Source organism: Kosakonia oryziphila, from assembly GCF_900094795.1.
GTDB classification, from domain to species: domain Bacteria; phylum Pseudomonadota; class Gammaproteobacteria; order Enterobacterales; family Enterobacteriaceae; genus Kosakonia; species Kosakonia oryziphila.
Genome location: NZ_FMBC01000009.1, coordinates 1 through 18633 on the forward strand (window position 1 = coordinate 1; position 18633 = coordinate 18633).

General features: G+C 56.7%; 20 protein-coding genes and 1 pseudogene. 13 read left to right on the forward strand and 8 right to left on the reverse strand.

Annotation, left to right across the window (positions count from 1 at the left end; all coding sequences use genetic code 11):
- The 3 genes and pseudogenes from GA0061070_RS25315 to GA0061070_RS05930 all read left to right on the forward strand — a co-directional run.
- Positions 1-185, forward strand: a 185-nt coding sequence (locus GA0061070_RS25315) for a hypothetical protein (protein WP_208598154.1), incomplete at its 5' end; no start/stop codon positions are given.
- 200 nt (positions 186-385) lie between these two features.
- Positions 386-580 (forward strand): annotated as a pseudogene (locus GA0061070_RS25105) (hypothetical protein); the annotation flags it as partial.
- Complete coding sequence (locus GA0061070_RS05930; RefSeq protein ID WP_090134681.1) at positions 498-944, forward strand: hypothetical protein; 447 nt, start codon at positions 498-500, stop codon at positions 942-944. The pseudogene GA0061070_RS25105 and the gene GA0061070_RS05930, both read left to right, overlap by 83 nt.
- Positions 945-1773: 829 nt before the next feature.
- On the opposite strand, the gene flhA is transcribed toward GA0061070_RS05930, so the two are convergent.
- The 6 genes from flhA to hypA are packed head-to-tail and all read right to left on the reverse strand — an operon-like array spanning position 1774 to position 7515.
- On the reverse strand, positions 1774-3849 hold the full coding sequence (flhA, locus tag GA0061070_RS05935) for a formate hydrogenlyase transcriptional activator FlhA (RefSeq protein WP_090134496.1): 2076 nt from the start codon (positions 3847-3849) through the stop codon (positions 1774-1776).
- A gap of 51 nt (positions 3850-3900) precedes the next feature.
- The gene (hypE, locus tag GA0061070_RS05940) at positions 3901-4911 is read right to left on the reverse strand and encodes a hydrogenase expression/formation protein HypE (RefSeq protein ID WP_090134498.1); all 1011 of its coding nucleotides are present in this window, start codon (positions 4909-4911) and stop codon (positions 3901-3903) included.
- On the reverse strand, positions 4908-6029 hold the full coding sequence (gene hypD, locus GA0061070_RS05945) for a hydrogenase formation protein HypD (protein WP_090134500.1): 1122 nt from the start codon (positions 6027-6029) through the stop codon (positions 4908-4910). Before hypD ends, hypE begins: the two co-directional genes overlap by 4 nt.
- Complete coding sequence (locus GA0061070_RS05950; protein ID WP_090134502.1) at positions 6029-6301, reverse strand: HypC/HybG/HupF family hydrogenase formation chaperone; 273 nt, start codon at positions 6299-6301, stop codon at positions 6029-6031. Before GA0061070_RS05950 ends, hypD begins: the two co-directional genes overlap by 1 nt.
- Positions 6292-7164, reverse strand: a complete 873-nt coding sequence (gene hypB, locus GA0061070_RS05955) for a hydrogenase nickel incorporation protein HypB (protein WP_090134504.1) — start codon at positions 7162-7164, stop codon at positions 6292-6294. Before hypB ends, GA0061070_RS05950 begins: the two co-directional genes overlap by 10 nt.
- A gap of 3 nt (positions 7165-7167) precedes the next feature.
- Positions 7168-7515 (reverse strand): hydrogenase maturation nickel metallochaperone HypA, encoded by a 348-nt coding sequence (gene hypA / locus GA0061070_RS05960; protein ID WP_090134506.1) that lies wholly within the window; start codon positions 7513-7515, stop codon positions 7168-7170.
- Between the two features lie 345 nt (positions 7516-7860).
- Between hypA and hycA the strand changes: the two genes are divergently transcribed.
- The 9 genes from hycA (at position 7861) to hycI (ending at position 15675) form a co-directional block, all read left to right on the forward strand.
- Complete coding sequence (gene hycA, locus GA0061070_RS05965) at positions 7861-8328, forward strand: formate hydrogenlyase regulator HycA (protein WP_090134508.1); 468 nt, start codon at positions 7861-7863, stop codon at positions 8326-8328.
- 95 nt (positions 8329-8423) lie between these two features.
- The gene (locus tag GA0061070_RS05970; protein WP_090134510.1) at positions 8424-9032 is read left to right on the forward strand and encodes a 4Fe-4S dicluster domain-containing protein; all 609 of its coding nucleotides are present in this window, start codon (positions 8424-8426) and stop codon (positions 9030-9032) included.
- Positions 9029-10843 (forward strand): formate hydrogenlyase subunit 3, encoded by a 1815-nt coding sequence (hycC, locus tag GA0061070_RS05975; RefSeq protein ID WP_090134511.1) that lies wholly within the window; start codon positions 9029-9031, stop codon positions 10841-10843. The genes GA0061070_RS05970 and hycC overlap by 4 nt, the downstream gene beginning before the upstream one ends.
- A gap of 2 nt (positions 10844-10845) precedes the next feature.
- A complete protein-coding gene (locus GA0061070_RS05980) occupies positions 10846-11772 on the forward strand; it encodes a respiratory chain complex I subunit 1 family protein (RefSeq protein WP_090134513.1) in 927 nt (308 codons plus the stop codon).
- A 12-nt stretch (positions 11773-11784) separates the two neighbouring features.
- The gene (locus GA0061070_RS05985) at positions 11785-13494 is read left to right on the forward strand and encodes a hydrogenase large subunit (RefSeq protein WP_090134515.1); all 1710 of its coding nucleotides are present in this window, start codon (positions 11785-11787) and stop codon (positions 13492-13494) included.
- A gap of 16 nt (positions 13495-13510) precedes the next feature.
- A complete protein-coding gene (locus GA0061070_RS05990) occupies positions 13511-14053 on the forward strand; it encodes a formate hydrogenlyase complex iron-sulfur subunit (RefSeq protein WP_090134517.1) in 543 nt (180 codons plus the stop codon).
- Positions 14053-14817, forward strand: coding sequence for an NADH-quinone oxidoreductase subunit B family protein (locus tag GA0061070_RS05995; protein WP_090134519.1), 765 nt, complete (start codon positions 14053-14055; stop codon positions 14815-14817). Before GA0061070_RS05990 ends, GA0061070_RS05995 begins: the two co-directional genes overlap by 1 nt.
- Positions 14817-15227, forward strand: a complete 411-nt coding sequence (locus GA0061070_RS06000) for a formate hydrogenlyase maturation HycH family protein (RefSeq protein WP_007370516.1) — start codon at positions 14817-14819, stop codon at positions 15225-15227. Before GA0061070_RS05995 ends, GA0061070_RS06000 begins: the two co-directional genes overlap by 1 nt.
- The gene (gene hycI, locus GA0061070_RS06005) at positions 15220-15675 is read left to right on the forward strand and encodes a hydrogenase maturation peptidase HycI (RefSeq protein WP_090134521.1); all 456 of its coding nucleotides are present in this window, start codon (positions 15220-15222) and stop codon (positions 15673-15675) included. Before GA0061070_RS06000 ends, hycI begins: the two co-directional genes overlap by 8 nt.
- A gap of 25 nt (positions 15676-15700) precedes the next feature.
- Here hycI and GA0061070_RS06010 read toward each other — a convergent pair whose 3' ends face one another.
- Positions 15701-16657, reverse strand: coding sequence for a GGDEF domain-containing protein (locus GA0061070_RS06010; protein WP_090134523.1), 957 nt, complete (start codon positions 16655-16657; stop codon positions 15701-15703).
- A gap of 58 nt (positions 16658-16715) precedes the next feature.
- Positions 16716-17630: a LysR substrate-binding domain-containing protein gene (locus GA0061070_RS06015; RefSeq protein ID WP_090134524.1), complete on the reverse strand. Its 915-nt coding sequence runs from the start codon at positions 17628-17630 to the stop codon at positions 16716-16718.
- A 97-nt stretch (positions 17631-17727) separates the two neighbouring features.
- On the opposite strand from GA0061070_RS06015, the gene GA0061070_RS06020 reads away from it, so the two are divergent.
- Positions 17728-18588, forward strand: coding sequence for an aldo/keto reductase family oxidoreductase (locus GA0061070_RS06020; RefSeq protein ID WP_090134526.1), 861 nt, complete (start codon positions 17728-17730; stop codon positions 18586-18588).
- Positions 18589-18633 lie beyond the last annotated feature (45 nt).

Sequence of the window (18633 nt, forward strand, 5' to 3'; positions counted from 1 at the left end):
TGGCGTCCAGCCCTTGTCATCTGCCCTCCGGTTCGCCGATTTCAGCGGGGACTCAACCCCGTCGCTTCAGCCTTTTTGTTCGTCGAAGGAAAGGCGTCGCTGTAGGAAAATGCCTGGTGGCGTTAATGCTTACTGGGCTTGCCTGGCTCGCAGGCACCCTGAATTTGGATGCCTTTATGCACTAATTTTGCGAAGCTGCTTCCGGGAATGGTAATTCCTTCATCAAGTTAGCTATAATCTCTTGCCGCCTGTACGTGTTAGTTCTATGTTCTTTCCGCGCCTGCAAAATCAGGCGTCGGGTTTAGCATCCTGATTAACCTTATCGGCGACATTTTACTGTCGAGCGTTCTGTCTCATCTCAATGGTGGGCTGAGCGGGGGCACCGCAAGGTGCGCCGGTTTCCGATAAGGCCGGTAATGCTAACTCCGTTCAGCCTGCCACCAGTGAAATTAGCATTTCCGGTGGTGGTGTTTTTATCACTTATCGGAGGCTGCCTTATGGCTACAATCTCAACCCTGACTCACGGCTTATTTACCTCGCCGTTCAGCCACTGCACGGATTTCACCGAGCTTGCGGATAACTGCGAGCGTTTTGCCGAAGCGCTGGCGGAATGCGACGATCCACAACAGAAAATGGCGCTCTGCGGCAGGCTTTCTGCCTGTCTTAACCTACTGCAACCTACGCTTCTCGATCCTGTTCCGGAATATTTAAAAGCCAGTCTGACTGTTGAGCATTTTCCTGGTCGTTTCCCGCTATTTGAGCCAGAAGCCGACCAACTATGTGGCTACTGTCAGACGCTGACACAACTGCTGATGAGCGGCACGCTCGCGCCTGAACCTGAAAGCGTCGTGCGGGATTTGCTCTACAGGCTGGTCGATTTTTTTGCCGATACAATGAAAGCACCGCGCTGGTTAAAACAGGGTGACACGATTATCGAACTCTGAAATGGTTCCCTCTGTTTTGTTCTGTTCTTACAGCGATACCGGCTTATGTATGGATAAAGGTGCTAAAGCGAGAAGTTGAGTCCCCGCTGAAATCGGCGAATCGAAGAGTGAACGACAAGGTCTGGACGCCAAGGATGGCGGCCAGAGGCGAACCGAGACACGACGTCGAGTTGAGCCGACCGCGGTCGGGCACTTGGGAGATGAGCGTAGTGCGCAGCACCGATTTCCCGCGGGGCCGCGGGGATTGATAAGGGGAGCGCGGTAGCTCCCCTTATCCCGTTCACGGGAGATAAAGCGTAAGTATCTGCCAGCCTTCTGGTGAACGGAATAATTCCACAATATTCCCAATATTCCCAACATGCCCGGCAGCGACACCGTTTCCCACAACGAACAAAAAGGCTGAAGCGAGAAGTTGAGTCCCCGCTGAAATCGGCGAACCGGAGGGCAGATGACAAGGGCTGGACGCCAGGGATGGCGGCCAGAGGCGAACCGAGACACGACGTCGAGTTGAGCCGACCGCGGTCGGGCACTTGGGAGATGAGCGTAGTGCGCAGCACCGATTTCCCGCGGGGCCGCGGGGATTGATAAGGGGAGCGCGGTAGCTCCCCTTATCCCGTTCACTGCATAATGGTTTACAGGAACTCCTGCACGCCTGGTGAACGGAACCTTTCCACGATATTCCAAAAACCCCGTTGTTCTGGTGAACGGAACCATTCCACGATCCTTCCAAAAATGCCGTTCTTCAGGTGAACGAAACCATTCCACAATATTCCCAAAACGCCGGAAACATTCCACAAATACGCATGGATATGTTGAGTGTTTTTTCAGCTTAACATAGTGCATCTTTATTAATACCTAAACGTTTCATGCGCGAAAGCAGAGTGGTGCGTTTAAGCCCCAGCCGCTGCGCTGCGCCTTTTGGCCCGGCGACCACACCATTGGTTTCGCGCAGCACGCGAACAATCAACTGATACTCATCTTCGCCTTCGCGTGCCACTTCAGCAGGCTCCGCTACCGGCTGAGACGGAACGGTGATTTCCGGCAGCGAAAGTTGCAACACATTGCCGTGCGTCAGCAGCACCGCCCGTTCGATGACATTCTCCAGCTCGCGCACATTGCCCGGCCACTCCATGGCACTCAGCACGCGTAACGTTTCCGCCGGAATACTGTCGATACAACGGCCCATTTTGCGAGCAATTTTAAAGGTGAAGGCTTTCACCAGCAGCGGAATGTCTTCCGGCCGTTCGCGCAGCGGCGGCAGATGAATCGGGAAGACATTGAGCCGGTAGTAAAGATCGCTGCGGAACTCGCGATCGGCGACCATCTGTTTCAGATCGCGGTTGGTGGCGGCGATCAGCCGCACGTCGGTCTGGATAAGCTTATTACTGCCGAGCCGCTCGAACTCCTGCTCCTGCAACACACGCAGCAGCTTCGGTTGCAGCTCCAGCGGCATATCGCCCACTTCATCGAGAAACAGCGAGCTTTTATCCGCCAGCTCGAAGCGGCCAATCCGCTGGGTGCTGGCACCGGTAAACGCGCCGCGCTCGTGACCAAAGAGATCGCTTTCCAGCAGCCCGGCGGGCATGGCGGCGCAGTTCATCTTCACCATTCGTCGGCTATTGCGAGCGCTGAGATTATGGATCGCGCGGGCAATCAGCTCCTTGCCGGTGCCGGTTTCGCCGAGGATCAGCACCGTGCTGTTGCTTTGCGCCACCATCTCAACCTGTTTCAGCACGCTGAACATCGCCTGACTGCGGCCAATGATTTCGCCAAACTCGCTATCGACATTATTTAGCTGCTCAGTCAGCGCCAGGTTTTCATCCACCAGCCGCTCTTTCAGGCGGTGAATTTCCTGGTAAGCCAGCGCGTTATCCACGGCGATGGCAATGCGTTCGGCAATCTGGCGCAGCAGCTTGAGATTTGCCTGGGTAAACACCTCTTTCTGGCACTGCGCCAGTTTCAGTACGCCAAGCAGATTTTTGCCGGACATCAGCGGCAGCAGGCACAACGTCTGGATCTGATTACCCCAGGTTTCAAACAGCATCCGCTCGTAGGGCGCGAGTTTGTCGCGCTCATGCAGATTCAACAGCAGCATCTCTTTACTGCGGAACACCCGTTCGGTCAGCGTTCCCTCTTCGTCGGCTTCCTGAATCTCATGCTTCGGATTCAGTTCATCTTTGTAGTGCGTCGAATAGATAGTCAGCTTGCCTTTGCGGCTACCGCGTAGCACCAGACTGATGGCATCGATGCCGAAATAGTAGTGGATCTCTTTTGCCACCTCGCTGACCAGCTCGTCCATGTGCAGCCGCGAGAGCACCGCATTGGTGATGGCCACCAGAACGCGGAAATCGTCCCGCTCCTGACATAATAACTGGTAATCCGGCGTCTGGTTGTCACGGCTCTGGAGTTGCTCGACGACCACGGCGACGATTTGCGCCAGCGTGTGCAAGCGTTCGCTCTCTTTATCGCTCCACGGTTGCCCATCGTGGCGAAAAAATTCGCAGCCGCCGAAAATTTGCCCCTCCGCCGCCAGCGGCAGCAAGCAGTAGTGCGCAAACGGTGGATAGAGCTGGTTCTGCTTCAGCGCAGGCCAGGTTTCCGCAAAAGTGGTCTCGCTGCAATAGAGTGCCTGCGGGTGGGAAAGAATGTGCCTGACCGGCCCACTGGCCAGCAGTAAATGATCCTCATAAATTGCATTGTTTGCAGGGGCGTTGACGGCGTAGCGGCTGGCGCTGTGGCTGTCTGCATGCCACAGTACGATCGCCGCGCTATCTGCGAGTGCCGCCTGGCGGGTCAGCCGGGCCAGCGTTTCGCTGAGTGACGCCATATCCGGCTGTTGTAACAAAACACGGGTGATATCGAACAACCCCTGTTGTCCGAGATCGCTCATCGGTGTATACGACATATTGCTCATCCAGGAACACACTCGCAGGTGTGAAAAAATAAAAACAAAAAATTAGCAAATACGCGGCAACGGTTCCGCGTGGGGTAAATCCAACAGGCGTTTAACGCCGTACAGCCCCGCCAGGCGTACGCCCTGACGTTCAACCACTTCACCAATCATTGCCGCCTCTGCACCAAGTGGGTGAGCGTGTAAACGTGACAGCGCCTGCTCTGCGGCCTCGCGCTGTACGGCAATCACCAGTTTGCCTTCGTTGGCAAAGTTCAGCGCTTCCAGCCCCAGTAACTCGCAGACGCCGCGCACCGCTGGTTTCACCGGTAACATGGATTCGTTGAGTTCGATACCGAAGCCACAGGCAGCGGCAAACTCATGCACCACCGCATTAACGCCACCGCGCGTAGCATCGCGCAGTGCTTTCACGCCGGGAAGATTGTGCAAGGTGGCGATTAACGGCGTCAGCACTGCGCAATCGCTGGACAACTCCCCGTCCAGCCCCAGCCCTTCGCGCAAATTAAGGATCGTTGCGCCATGATCGCCCAGCGTGCCGCTTGCCAGCAGTACGTCGCCCGGTTGCAGCGACTGCGCCGCCCAGTGAATCGAACGCGGAATCGCGCCAATCCCGGCGGTATTAATAAAAAGCTTATCTGCCGCGCCGCGCTGCACCACTTTGGTATCACCGGTCACAATCGCGATATCGGCTGCGCGGGCGGTGGCGGCCATGCTGTCGACAACGGTTTTCAGCGTCGCCATCGGCAGGCCTTCTTCAAGGATAAATCCGCAGGAGAGATAGCGCGGAGTCGCGCCGCTGACGGCGATGTCGTTGGCGGTGCCGCACACCGCAAGCTTGCCAATATTGCCGCCAGGAAAGAACAGCGGATCGATAACATAACTGTCGGTGGAGAACGCCAGCCTGTCGCCGCTGGCGGCCAGCGCAGTCAGATCCAGCCGCGCCTGATCTTCCTGTTCCGCCAGCCACGGGTTGGCAAACGCCTCCATAAAGAGCTGGCTGATAAGTTGCTGCATCGCCTGGCCGCCGCTGCCGTGGGCGAGTTGGACTTCATTCATACTTCACACTCCTGAGCGCGATACTGATACCAGGCCGCGCAGGCTCCTTCTGAGGAGACCATCAGCGCACCAAAGGCGCTTTGCGGATTGCAGGTGTTGCCAAACAGCGGGCACTGGTGTGGTTTGCAGCGGCCGGTCAGCACATCGCCGCAGCGGGCGCGCGGATCGTCATACACTTGCTGCACTGCCGGGCGAAAGTGTGCTTCAGCATCGAACTGCTGATAAGCCTGCGTCAGATGTACGCCGGATTCGCCGATCACCCCCAGCCCGCGCCACTCGCTGTCACCGCAGACGGCAAACACATCGGCAATCGCCGCCTGTGCCAGTCGGTTGCCTTCATCCGGTACGACGCGGCGGTACTGATTTTCCACCCGGCTTTGTGCGGCGATTTTCTGTTCCACCAGCATCACCACGCCCTGCAACAGATCCAGCGGTTCAAACCCGGCAACCACCAGCGGGCGACGAAATTCTTCGGCAATAAAAGTATACGCGTCGGTACCGATCACCATGCTGACATGGCCGGGCGCAAGAAAGGCATCAATGCCGTTGTCCGGCTGTTCCAGCAGACTGCGCAGCGTTGGGATCAGCGTAATGTGCTGGCAGAAAAACCAGAAATTGTTGATGTTGCGGGTTTTGGCCTGCTGAAGCGTAATAGCCGTCGCGGGCATGGTGGTTTCGAAACCGAGGCCGAAGAACACCACTTTGCGCTGCGGATTTTTTTCCGCCAGCGCCAGCGCATCCATCGGTGAATAGACGATACGTACATCGGCACCACGCGCTTTCGCCTGTAACAGTGACCCCTTTTTCCCCGGCACACGAATGGCGTCGCCGAAAGTGCAGAAGATCACTTCCGGATGGCTGGCTATCTCCACGCAGGTATCGATGCGCCCCATCGGTAATACACACACCGGGCAGCCCGGCCCGTGGATAAACTCGATGTTTTCCGGCAGCAGTTGATCGAGGCCGAATTTAAAGATGGCGTGTGTATGGCCGCCGCACACTTCCATAATGCGCAACGGACGCGCGGCGGTATAGCTAAGATGAGACGCCCGTTCGCGCAGATGGGCAATGAGCTGCATCACCTGTTCCGGGGCGCGATATTCGTCGACAAAACGCATTATTTCTCCTCGCCGTAGAGCAGCGCACCGACATCCGGCTCGACATCAAACATATTTTGCAGCGCCGCCAGAGTATCGAGCGCTTCGGCTTCGTTGATCACGCTCATGGCAAAACCGACATGCACCAGCACCCACTGGCCGAGACGCGGTTGGCCATGTTCATCGTGGCTACCGACCAGCGTTAAATCGACGTCGCGCTGAATGCCGCAAACGTCCACTTTGGCGTGCTGGCCATCAATGGCGCAAATTTGCCCCGGTACGCCTATGCACATCGTTGCGTCTCCAGCCAGTCGAGCCAGGCGTCCATTCCGTCGCCTTTGGTGGCGGAAACCAGCAGGATCTCAATCTGCGGGTTCACTTCACGGGCATAAGCGATGCAGCGCTCGACATCGAAATTGAGATATGGCAGCAGATCCACTTTATTCAGCAGCATCAGCGAGGCGGCGGCGAACATGTGCGGATATTTCAGCGGTTTGTCTTCCCCTTCGGTTACTGACAATACCGCTACTTTATGGCGTTCGCCCAGATCGAAGCTCGCCGGGCACACCAGGTTACCGACGTTTTCAATAAACAGAATGCCGCGATCGTCGAGCGGCAGACGCGGCGCAGCATCGGCAATCATCTGCGCATCCAGGTGGCACCCTTTGCCGGTGTTCACCTGAATCGCCGGTGTGCCGGTAGCGCGAATACGCGCGGCGTCATTGACGGTTTGCTGATCCCCTTCAATAACCGCGCAGGGTACGCGCGCATTCAGGCGCAGCAAGGTTTCTGTGAGCAGGGTGGTTTTGCCGGAGCCTGGACTGGAGACCAGGTTCAGCACCAGTTGCTGGCGGGCGGCAAAGCGGGCGCGGTTACGGGCGGCGATCTGGTTATTTTTATCCAGTACGTCAATTTCTACTTCCAGCATCCGGCGCTGGCTCATGCCCGGCGCGTGGGTGCCAGCTTCCCCATGACCGTAATGCAAATCGCCGCTACCCGATTGGGTTGGGGTGAACTCACGGGTATTGACACGGGTGATAGTTAGCGCAGGGCGCGCAGCAGGGGCGAACGGTGCGCTGCGAAACGCAGAGTGCGGGTTATGTTCGTCACCCTCGATATAAAGATTACCGTCCTGACAACCACATGTTGTACACATTGTTTACTCCTCAATTTCCAGGCGCTGAATTTGCATTCCATCGTCGGCAACGATCTGCAACTGGTCGCTGTGGCATTGTGGGCAGCGGCGAACTCGCTGGGTGAGCAGCGTGACGTACTGCCGACAAGACTCGCACCAGCACTCCGCGTGCTGTTGTTCGACGTGCAGTGTACAACCTTCCGCCAGGCTACCACGGCAAACCAGATCAAAACAAAACGTTAAAGCTTCGGTTTCGACACAGGAAAATGCGCCCACTTTTAACCAAACGCCGGTTACCCGACGCGCGCCGTTCGCTGTGGCCTGTTGTTCAATAATTTCCAGCGCCCGCTGGCACAAAGTGATCTCATGCATAATCCCTCCTTATGAGTTGCCGCGTTAGAACCTATCTCATTAGGCTATTTTATTTGCTGGTTTGGCCCTGGGCAGTGCTCAAAATCCTCACGTACTACCTGTACGCTCCGGTTTTTCCGCGCTGTCCGTGTCCAAACCACCGGCAACAATTACGCCTACTGGGATAGGTTCTTAATGCAATAAGAGTGCCATGAATGATTTTGACACTGTGACGATGTCGAACCTGTCGAGATGACACGTCGAAATTAGCAAATATCTTTATTTATTCCTTTAACAATCAATGCATTAAATTTTGGCATGGATGATGCTTTACCGCCGTTGTTTCAATTAATCAGGTAAGCAGACATGACGATTTGGGAAATTAGCGAAAAGGCAGATTACATTGCCGGGCGACACCATCTATTGCAGGAGGAGTGGCGCAGTTACTGTAACGCGCTGGTTCAGGGGATCACGCTGTCAAAAGCGCGCCTGCACCATGCCATAGGTTGCGCGCCGGATCAGCAGCTCTGTTTCGAGTTGTTCGGCCACTTTACGGTCACCGTCTCTCTGACCGGCGGCTTTAACGGTCACACCATCGAATACGCGATTGCCAATAAAGATGGCAGCGACAAGCGCTTGATTGCGCAGGCGCAGCTCACCAGCGATGGCAAAGTGGACCGTGTTATCAGCACCCATAATCGCGAAAAAGTGCTGGAGCACTATCTGGAAAAAATCGCCACGGTTTACGACAGCCTGTACGCGGCGCTGGAAAACGATACCCCCATCAATCCCTCTCTTCTTGCCAGCAGCACGCACGCGTCTGTGTTGGCCTGAGTTTGGGTGTCGAGATGTGTCGAAGTGACACGTCGTACGACTGATTTCGTCAAAAATGACCGCCCGGACTGGGTGAATCACCTGAGGATTAGCTGGTGAACCGTTTTGTAATTGCCGACCCGGCGCTTTGTATCGGCTGCCATACCTGCGAGGCGGCCTGCGCGGAGACGCACCGCACACATGGCTTGCAGTCGATGCCTCGGCTGCACGTGATGCGTAATGAACATGAATCCGCGCCGCAGCAGTGCCACCACTGTGAAGATGCGCCCTGTGCGGGCGTGTGTCCGGTAAACGCTATTAATCGCGTTGATGGCGCGGTGCAGTTAAATGAAAGCCTGTGCGTAAGCTGCAAATTGTGCGCAATTGCCTGCCCATTTGGCGCTATCGAATTTGCCGGTAGCCGTCCGCTGGATATTCCGGCCAACGTTAACTCGCCGCTCGCACCTGCCGCGCCGCCCGCGCCTGCACGCGTCAGTACGCTGCTGGACTGGGTGCCTGGCGTACGGGCTATCGCCGTGAAGTGCGATCTCTGCCATTTCGATGAACAAGGCCCGGCCTGTGTGCGGATGTGCCCGACCAGGGCGCTGCATCTGGTCAATAACCTCGACATCGCCCGCGCCAGCCGTCGCAAACGCGAGCAGACCCTGAATACGGACTACGGCGATTTGTCGCTGTTTACCCAGCTTAACCGGAGTGCAAAATGACGATCCTCTCGTTGCTCAACGGCGCGGTGGCGGTGTTTACCTGCGCTGCTGCGCTGGCGTGCCTCTTTACGCGGGCGAAAATTCTCAGTGGCTGGCTGGCCGGTCTTGGCGGCGCCATCGGCAGTATCATGGCGACCGCAGCCGGGTTGTTATCGTTGCTGGGCGCAGATGCCGTTTCCGGCAGCCTGACGCTGTTGCAGTACCCATTGCTGGTTACGCCGCTACGTGCCGTATGGGTGATTACTTTCGGTCTCTGCGGCTTGCTTATCAGCCTCTATAACATCCACTGGCACCGCCATGACGCGGTGAAAGCCAACGGGTTATTGATCAATTTACTGCTGGCCGCCGCGCTGTGCGCCGTCTGCGCCGCGAACCTGGGCGAGCTGGTAGTAATGAGTGAAATCATGGCGCTGAGCGCAGTGTTTCTTACCGGTTGCAGCGCCTCCGGCAAACTGTGGTTCGCCATGGGGCGTCTTGGCACTGTGCTGCTGGTACTGGCCTGCTGGTTTATCTGGCAGCGTTATCACACACTCGATTTTGTTCAGCTTAGCGGACAACCGCTGAGCAACGGCATCTGGCTGCTGGGGGTGATTGGCTTTGGTCTGCTGGCGGGGATAATTCCGTTGCACGCCTGGGCGCCACAGGCACACGCCAGCGCACAAGCACCAGCCGCCGCGCTCTTTTCTACCGTGGTGATGAAAGTGGGGCTGTTCGGCATTCTCAGTTTCTCCTTGCTGGGTGGCCAGCCGCCGCTGTGGTGGGGTGTTGTGCTGCTGGTATTCGGCATGATCACTGCCTTTGTCGGCGGTTTGTATGCGCTGATGGAGCACAATATTCAGCGCCTGCTGGCTTATCACACGCTGGAAAACATCGGCATCATTTTGCTCGGCCTTGGCGCGGGCGTAACCGGGCTGGCGTTGCAGCAACCGGCGCTAATGGCGCTGGGGCTGGTTGGCGGTCTGTATCACCTTTTCAATCACAGTTTGTTTAAGAGCACGCTGTTCCTTGGCGCGGGCGCACTGTGGTTTGGTACCGGCTATCGCGATATCGAAAAACTGGGCGGCATCGGCAAAAAAATGCCACTTATCTCGCTGGCGATGTTGGTCGGGCTGATGGCAATGGCAGCGCTGCCGCCGCTCAATGGTTTTGCTGGTGAATGGGTGATTTATCAATCCTTCTTCAGTCTGAGCAGTAGCGGCCACTTTATCCTGCAATTGATAGGGCCGCTGCTGGCGGTGGGCCTGGCAATAACTGGCGCGCTGGCGGTGATGTGTATGGCGAAAGTTTATGGCGTCACCTTCCTTGGCGCGCCGCGAACCCCGCAGGCGGAAAACCCGCAATCCATCCCCTGGCTGATGACCGCGAGCGTGGCCATACTGGCGCTCTGCTGCGTGGTCGGTGGTGTTGCTGCGCCGTGGCTGTTGCCGCGTCTGTATGCCGCCGTACCGCTGCCGCTGCACACCGCGAACACGGTGGTGTCGCAACCGATGATCACGCTGCTGCTGATTGCCATGCCTCTGCTACCGTTGCTGCTGATGGTGCTGTTTAAAGGCGATCGTCTGCCATCCCGCCGCCGTGGAAGTGCCTGGGTTTGTGGCTATGACCATGAAGATGTAATGGTGATCACCGCCCACGGCTTTGCCATGCCGGTAAAAGTCGCATTTGCCCCGGTGTTAAAGCTGCGCAAATGGCTGGAACCTACGCTGATTCTGCCCGGTTGGCGTACCGACGCGGCCCCATTGTTGTTTCGTCGGCTAGCGCTAATTGAGTTGGCGGTGCTGGTGGTGGTGGTGATTTCCAAAGGAGCCTGATGATGAGTTTTCTGTATGCGTTATTGCAGGCGCTGGTGCTGTTTGCTTTTGCGCCGCTGCTATCCGGTATCAGCCGTGTGGCGCGCGCCCGGCTGCACAATCGCCGTGGCCCCGGCGTGCTGCAAGAGTACCGCGACCTGTTCAAATTGCTGGGTCGCCAGAGTATTGCCCCTGCGGCGTCCGGTTGGGTGTTTCGCCTGATGCCGTTTGTGATGGCAGGTGTGATGCTGACCATTGCGACGGCTTTGCCAGTGGTCACCATTAACTCGCCGCTGCCTTTGCTGGGCGATGTGATCACCCTGATCTATCTGTTCGCCATTGCCCGTTTCTTCTTTGCCATTGCCGGGCTGGATACCGGTAGCCCGTTTACCGGCATCGGCGCCAGCCGCGAAGCGATGCTGGGTGTGCTGGTCGAACCGATTTTGCTGCTCGGTTTGTGGGTGGCAGCGCTGGTAGCGGGTTCCACCCATATCAGTCATATCACCGACACCGTTTACCACTGGCCAGGTAAGGACTCACTCCCGCTGTTTCTGGCGCTATGCGCCTGCGCGTTCGCCACCTTTATTGAGATGGGCAAACTGCCGTTTGATCTTGCGGAAGCAGAGCAGGAGTTGCAGGAAGGGCCGCTGTCGGAGTACAGCGGCAGCGGCTTTGCGTTGCTGAAGTGGGGTATCAGCTTAAAACAACTGGTGGTGCTGCAAATGTTCGTCGGCGTTTTTCTGCCGTGGGGGCAGATGAGCAGCTTTAGCGCGGCAGGTCTGCTGCTGGCGTTGGTGGTGGCGTTGGTGAAATTAATTGTCGGCGTACTGGTGATTGCCCTGTTTGAAAACAGCATGGCGCGCCTGCGCTTTGCTGCCACGTCACGCGTCACCTGGGCCGGGTTCGGCGTTGCCTTTTTAGCGTTCGTCTCCTTACTGGCGACGTATTAAGAGAGTGTATGCATGTCTGAAGAAAAAATCGGTCAACACTATCTGGCTGCCCTGCACGAGAAATTTCCCGGCGTGGTGCTGGATGAAGCGTGGCAGACCAAAGACCAAATCACCATTACCGTGAAAGTGAACTACCTGCCGGAAGTGGTGGCATTTCTCTACTATCAGCACGGAGGCTGGTTATCGGTGCTGTTTGGTAACGACGAACGCAAGCTGAATGGCCACTTTGCCGTTTACTACGTACTGTCGATGGAGCAAGGCGTCAAGTGCTGGATAACTGTGCGCGTTGAAGTCGATGCGCTGAAACCGGAGTATCCGTCCGTGACGCCGAGCGTGCCTGCGGCCGTGTGGGGCGAGCGCGAAGTGCGCGATATGTATGGCCTGGTGCCGGTCGGTTTACCGGATGAGCGCCGCCTGGTACTGCCAGATGACTGGCCGGATGAACTCTATCCGCTGCGTAAAGACAGCATGGATTATCGCCAGCGCCCCGCACCGACTACCGATGCGGAAACTTATCAATTCATCAACGAGCTCGGCGATAAGAAAAACAACGTGGTGCCGATTGGCCCGCTGCACGTTACGTCGGATGAACCGGGCCATTTCCGCCTGTTTGTCGATGGCGAGAACATTGTCGATGCTGATTACCGCATGTTTTATGTGCATCGTGGGATGGAGAAACTGGCAGAAACCCGCATGGGTTACAACGAAGTCACCTTTCTCTCGGATCGCGTGTGCGGCATCTGTGGGTTTGCCCACAGTACCGCCTACACCAGCTCGGTAGAAAACGCGATGGGCATTGTGGTGCCGGAACGCGCGCAGATGATCCGCGCCATTCTGCTGGAAGTGGAACGCCTGCACTCTCACCTGTTAAACCTCGGTCTGGCTTGCCACTTTGTCGGTTTTGATTCCGGGTTTATGCAGTTTTTCCGCGTGCGTGAAGCGTCGATGAAAATGGCGGAAATTCTCACTGGTGCGCGTAAAACCTACGGTATGAACCTGATTGGCGGCATTCGCCGCGACATGCTGAAAGACGATATGGTGCAGACGCGCGCATTGGCGCAGCAGATGCGCCGTGATGTGATGGAGCTGGTCGATGTGTTGATGAGCACGCCGAATATCGAGCAGCGCACCGTCGGCATTGGTCGTCTTGATCCGCAAATTGCCCGCGATTTCAGCAACGTCGGCCCAATGGTGCGTGCCAGCGGCCACGCCCGTGATACCCGCGCCGATCATCCGTTTGCCGGTTACGGTCTGTTGCCGATGACGGTGCACAGCGAGCAGGGCTGCGATGTAATTTCCCGCCTGAAAGTGCGCATCAACGAAGTGCTGACGGCACTGAACATGATCGATTTTGGTCTGGACAACCTACCCGGCGGCCCGCTGATGGTTGAAGGCTTTACCTATATCCCGCACCGCTTTGCTCTTGGTTTTGCCGAAGCGCCGCGCGGAGATGATATTCACTGGAGTATGACCGGCGACAACCAGAAGCTCTATCGCTGGCGCTGCCGTGCGGCTACCTACGCCAACTGGCCAACGCTGCGTCATATGCTGCGTGGCAACACCGTTTCCGATGCGCCGCTGATTATTGGCAGCCTTGATCCTTGCTACTCCTGCACCGACCGCATGACGGTCGTGGATGTGCGCAAGAAGAAAAGTAAGGTCGTGCCGTACAAAGAGCTGGAGCGTTACGGGATCGAGCGTAAAAACTCGCCGTTGAAATAGTGGGAGAACGCGAGCGATGTTTACCTTTATTAAAAAAGTGATCAAAACCGGGACGGCAACCAGTGCGTATCCGCTTGCGCCGATGCCGGTGGATAAAAACTTCCGTGGCAAACCGCAGCACAATCCGCAGCAGTGCATTGGCTGTGCGGCGTGCGTCAATGCTTGCCCGTCGAATGCGCTAACGGTAGAAACCGATCTCGCGACTGGCGAACTGGCCTGGCAGTTTAATCTCGGGCGCTGCATTTTCTGCGCCCGCTGCGAAGAAGTGTGCCCGACAGCGGCGATTACGCTCTCTCAAGAGTATGAACTGGCGGTGTGGAGCAAAGCCGATTTTCTGCAACAGTCGCGCTACGGGCTGTGCCAGTGTCGCGAGTGTGCTCGGCCTTTCGCGGTGCAGAAAGAGATCGATTACGCCATTGCGTTGCTGGCACATAACGGTGATACCCGCGCTGAGCAGCACCGCGCCAGCTTTGAGACCTGCCCGGATTGCAAACGCCAGAAATGCCTGGTGTCGTCCGAACGCGTCGAATTGACCCGCCATATGAGAGAGGCCAGCTAATGAGCCAGCTAGTAGGTCCGCGTGATGCGGACGGTATTCCGGTGCCGATGACGGTGGAGGAGTCCATCGCCAGCATGAAAGCCTCGTTGCTGAATAAAATCAAACGCTCCGCTTACGTTTATCGTGTGGATTGTGGCGGCTGCAATGGCTGTGAAATTGAGATTTTTGCTACGCTTTCGCCGCTGTTCGATGCTGAACGCTTCGGTATCAAAGTTGTGCCTTCGCCGCGCCACGCCGACATTCTGCTGTTTACTGGTGCCGTTACCCGTGCGATGCGTTCACCGGCGCTGCGCGCCTGGCAATCTGCGCCGGATCCCAAAATCTGTATCTCCTACGGCGCATGCGGTAACAGCGGTGGTATCTTCCACGACCTGTACTGTGTCTGGGGCGGCACGGATAAAATCGTTCCGGTGGATGTGTATATTCCCGGCTGCCCGCCGACGCCTGCCGCTACGCTGTACGGTTTTGCCATGGCGCTGGGGTTGCTGGAGCAGAAAATTCACGCCCGTCTGCCTGGCGAACAGGACGATCAACCAGCAGAGATCCTGCATCCGACTATGGTACAACCGCTGCGGGTAAAAGTGGATCGTACCGCGCGCCGCCTTGCAGGTTACCGCTATGGTCGCCAGATTGCCGATGATTACCTGCGTTTACGCAGCATCGGCGAGCATGAAGTGGCGCGTTGGTTAGCGCAGGAGAACGATCCGCGTCTGGCTGAAATTGTCAGCCACCTTAATCAGGTGGTGCAGGAGGCGAAAATCTGATGAGCGAGACGGTGGCCTTTAGCCAGTTGCGGCGGAAATTTGTCGATGAGAACGATGCCACGCCGCCGCAGGCGCAGCAGGTGGTCTATTACTCTCTGGCGATTGGTCACCATCTTGGTGTGATCGACTGCCTGGAAACGGCGCTTTCTTGCCCGTGGGAGGCTTATCTGGCGTGGATCGGCACGCTGGAGAGCGGCAGTGAAGCGCGGCGGAAAATGGAAGGCGTGCCGCGTTACGGCGAAATTGTTATCGACAGCACGCACGTAATGATGCTGGCTAACGCGTTTGACCGGGCGCTGGCCGGGCAGAATGAACAGCAGCAGGCCTGGAGCAGGGCGCTGCTGTCGATGTTGCACGACATCCACCAGGAAAGCGCTATCTATTTGATGGTAAGGAGATTACGTGACTGATGTACTGCTGTGCGTGGGCAACAGCATGATGGGCGACGATGGCGCAGGCCCGTTGCTGGCGCAGATGTGCGCGGAAAATCCGCAGGGAAACTGGCGCGTGATCGACGGCGGCAGCGCACCGGAAAATGACGTTGTGGCGATCCGCGAGCTGCGCCCGACGCGGTTGCTGATTGTGGATGCTACCGATATGGGGCTGAACCCCGGCGAGATCCGCATTGTCGATCCCGATGACATTGCGGAAATGTTCCTGATGACCACCCACAATATGCCGCTCAACTACCTGATCGATCAGTTGAAAGAAGATATTGGCGAGGTGATTTTTCTCGGCATTCAGCCAGATATTGTCGGTTTTTATTACCCGATGACGCCACCGGTTAACGCGGCGGTGGAGACCATTTACCAGCGGTTGGCAGGCTGGGAAGGCAACGGCGGATTCGATCCGCTGTAAGCAGCATCGGGGCTCCGGCGCTGCATTAACGACGGCGTTTTTCCGAGTACATCACCTTATCGCAATCTTCCAGCATACCGCGCAGCGTGGTGTACTTATCGCCGCCGTTTTCAATAATGCCGTGCGAGTAGTTGATGTGATAATTCTTGCCGGAAAGACGCTCGACGGCATCGATGCGTGATTGCAGATCGAAGAGAAATGCATCCGCACTGTGAGTCGGCGTGTTCGCCAGTAACACCGCAAACTCACCGCCGCCAAGCCGGGCGGCGATATCCTGATCTTTCAGGCATTTTGTCAGAGCGCTGGCGAAGGTTTTTACCACTTCGTCACCCTCTTTATTCCCCAGTAATTCATTAATCGATTTCAGGTTATCGATGGTGAAATAGAGCAGGCTGAGATCTTTTTTATGCTCTTTGAGCCAGGCAAAACGTTTCTCGCCGGAGCGGTAAAAGCCACGGCTGTTAGGCATGCCTGTCAGCAAATCGGACATTGCCATGCTGAGGATCAGAAACTCATCTTCCACAATGGCGGCGAAATCGAGCAGGGTGTTGATCTCCGCACTGGAAAACGGGCGCGGATAGGTATCGATTATGCAGATGGTTCCGGCAATTGCACCGTCTGGCAGCCGCACCGGGCAACCCGCGTAAAAGCGCACCCACGGCTCGCCAGTAACAAACGGGTTTTCGGCAAAGCGTGGATCGGCAAGGGTATCTTTGACAATAAACACGCCCTCTTCGAGGATTGCATGCGCACAGAATGACAGATTGCGCGGCGTTTCGTGGGTATCGATGCCGCTACGCGACAGCAGCCACTGACGATCGCGATCGAGCAGGCTTATCACCGCGATGGGGACATCAAAGGTGGTCTTCGCCATCCTGGTGAGTCGGTCAAAACGTTCATCATCCTTTTTATCCAAAAGGTCCATCATGTACAGTGACTTAAGCCGCTCATTTTCGTTGACTGGCATGGCCGGGAAGATCATGGGACACCCTCGATTTTTTCTGTTTTCTCAAGTGTAGACAGATCTTCCCATCATTGCGTTATATATCCGTGGCTTGCCCCTGGGCGCGGATAAAATCGATAAACGCCTGTAACGGCGCAGGAATTAAACGTCGGGAATTGTAATAGAGCCACGGGCCGCTAAATGATTGCCACCAGGGTTCCAGCAACGGCGTCAGTGCGCCATTTTCTAACGACGGGCGCAGCCACTCTTCAAACAAATAAATGATGCCGCTACCGGCAATCGCCGCCTGCACCGCCAGATCTATCGCGCTGCCGACGCTGACCACCAGTGAACCATTCACCTGAATGCGCAGGGTTTCGCCTTCGCGGGTAAATTCCCACTCCGGCATTACGCCACTGGCGTAGCGCCCGCGAATGCAGTTGTGGCTAATCAGATCGCGCGGATGCTGCGGCAGGCCGTAACGCTGCAAATAAGTCGGTGCCGCTGCGGCGGCAAACCGCTGACGGCGCGGGCCGATGGGCAACGCGATCATATCCTGTTCCAGGCTTTCATCGTAACGGATCCCCGCATCACAATTGTCGCGAAACACATCCTGCACGTTGCTTTCGGCGACGATCTCCAGCCGAATGTCCGGATATTGCGCCAGAAAAGAGGGGACGATGGCGGGCAGAACCAGCCGTGCCGCGCTGACCGGGACATTCAAACGCAGCGTGCCACTCGGCGTGGTGCGATAGCGGTTGATAGCGTCCAGCGCGGCATCCACTTCGCTCATTGCCGGTTGCAGGCGCTCCATTAGCGCTCTGCCTGCCTCGGTCAGTACCACGGTGCGGGTGGTGCGGTTAAACAGCCGTACGCCGAGTTGCTGTTCGGCGCGGCGCACCGCGTCGCTCAGGCGCGAGGGATTTGAGCCAGTCACGCGGGCGGCCTCACGGAAGCCTCCGGCATTGGCGACCGCGACAATGTCATTTAACAGAGAGAAATCCAGCTTCATTGTTCGGTTAATCGTACACGGTGTATTAATTTTGCTGGATTGTTGCACAGTCGTACAGCTCCTACAATCAGCTTACTTAATGCACAGGAGGTTTTTCATGTCTCAATCCACGCTTACATATCGTCTTGGCGATCGTCTGGTTGGTCGTCTGGGTTACGGTGCGATGCAACTGGCTGGTCCTGGCGTGTTTGGCCCACCTGCGGACGAAGCAAAGGCGCTGGCGGTATTACGCGATGCCATCGCTGCCGGGGTGAATCATATCGACACCAGTGATTTTTATGGTCCGTATGTCACTAATAAATTGATTAAACAGGCGCTGCATCCTTATCCGGACGATTTATGTATCGTCACCAAAGTCGGCGCGCGTCGTGATGATAAAGCCAACTGGCTGCCTGCATTCAGCGCCGAAGAACTGACCCGCGCGGTGGAAGATAACCTGCGTCATCTCGGGCTGGAGACGATGGAAGTAGTCAACCTGCGTTCGATGTTTGGTGTGCACGGGCCGGAAGAGGGGCCGTTGGAAGCGCCGCTTGAGACGTTGATCAAACTGAAAGAGCGTGGGCTAATCCGCCATATCGGGTTGAGCAATGTCACGGCGAAACAGGTTGCCGACGCGCAGAAAATGACACCCATTATCTGCGTACAGAATCTGTATAACGTGGCGAACCGTCACGATGATGCGCTGGTGGATAGCCTGAACGCCCAGGGTATTGCGTTCGTGCCATTCTTCCCGCTAGGTGGTTTTACGCCGTTGCAATCTGGTGAGCTGAACGAAGTAGCTCAGACGCTTAATGCAACGCCGATGCAGGTAGCGCTGGCGTGGCTGTTGCAGCGTTCGCCGAATATCCTGCTGATCCCCGGCACGTCATCGCCGCAGCATTTACAGGAAAACATGGCGAGCGCGAACCTCGTGCTGCCGCCGGAAACGTTGGCAAAACTCAACGGCATTGGCGCGTAACGTCTACGCCGGATGGGCAGCCCGATGGCGATGTGCTTATCGGGC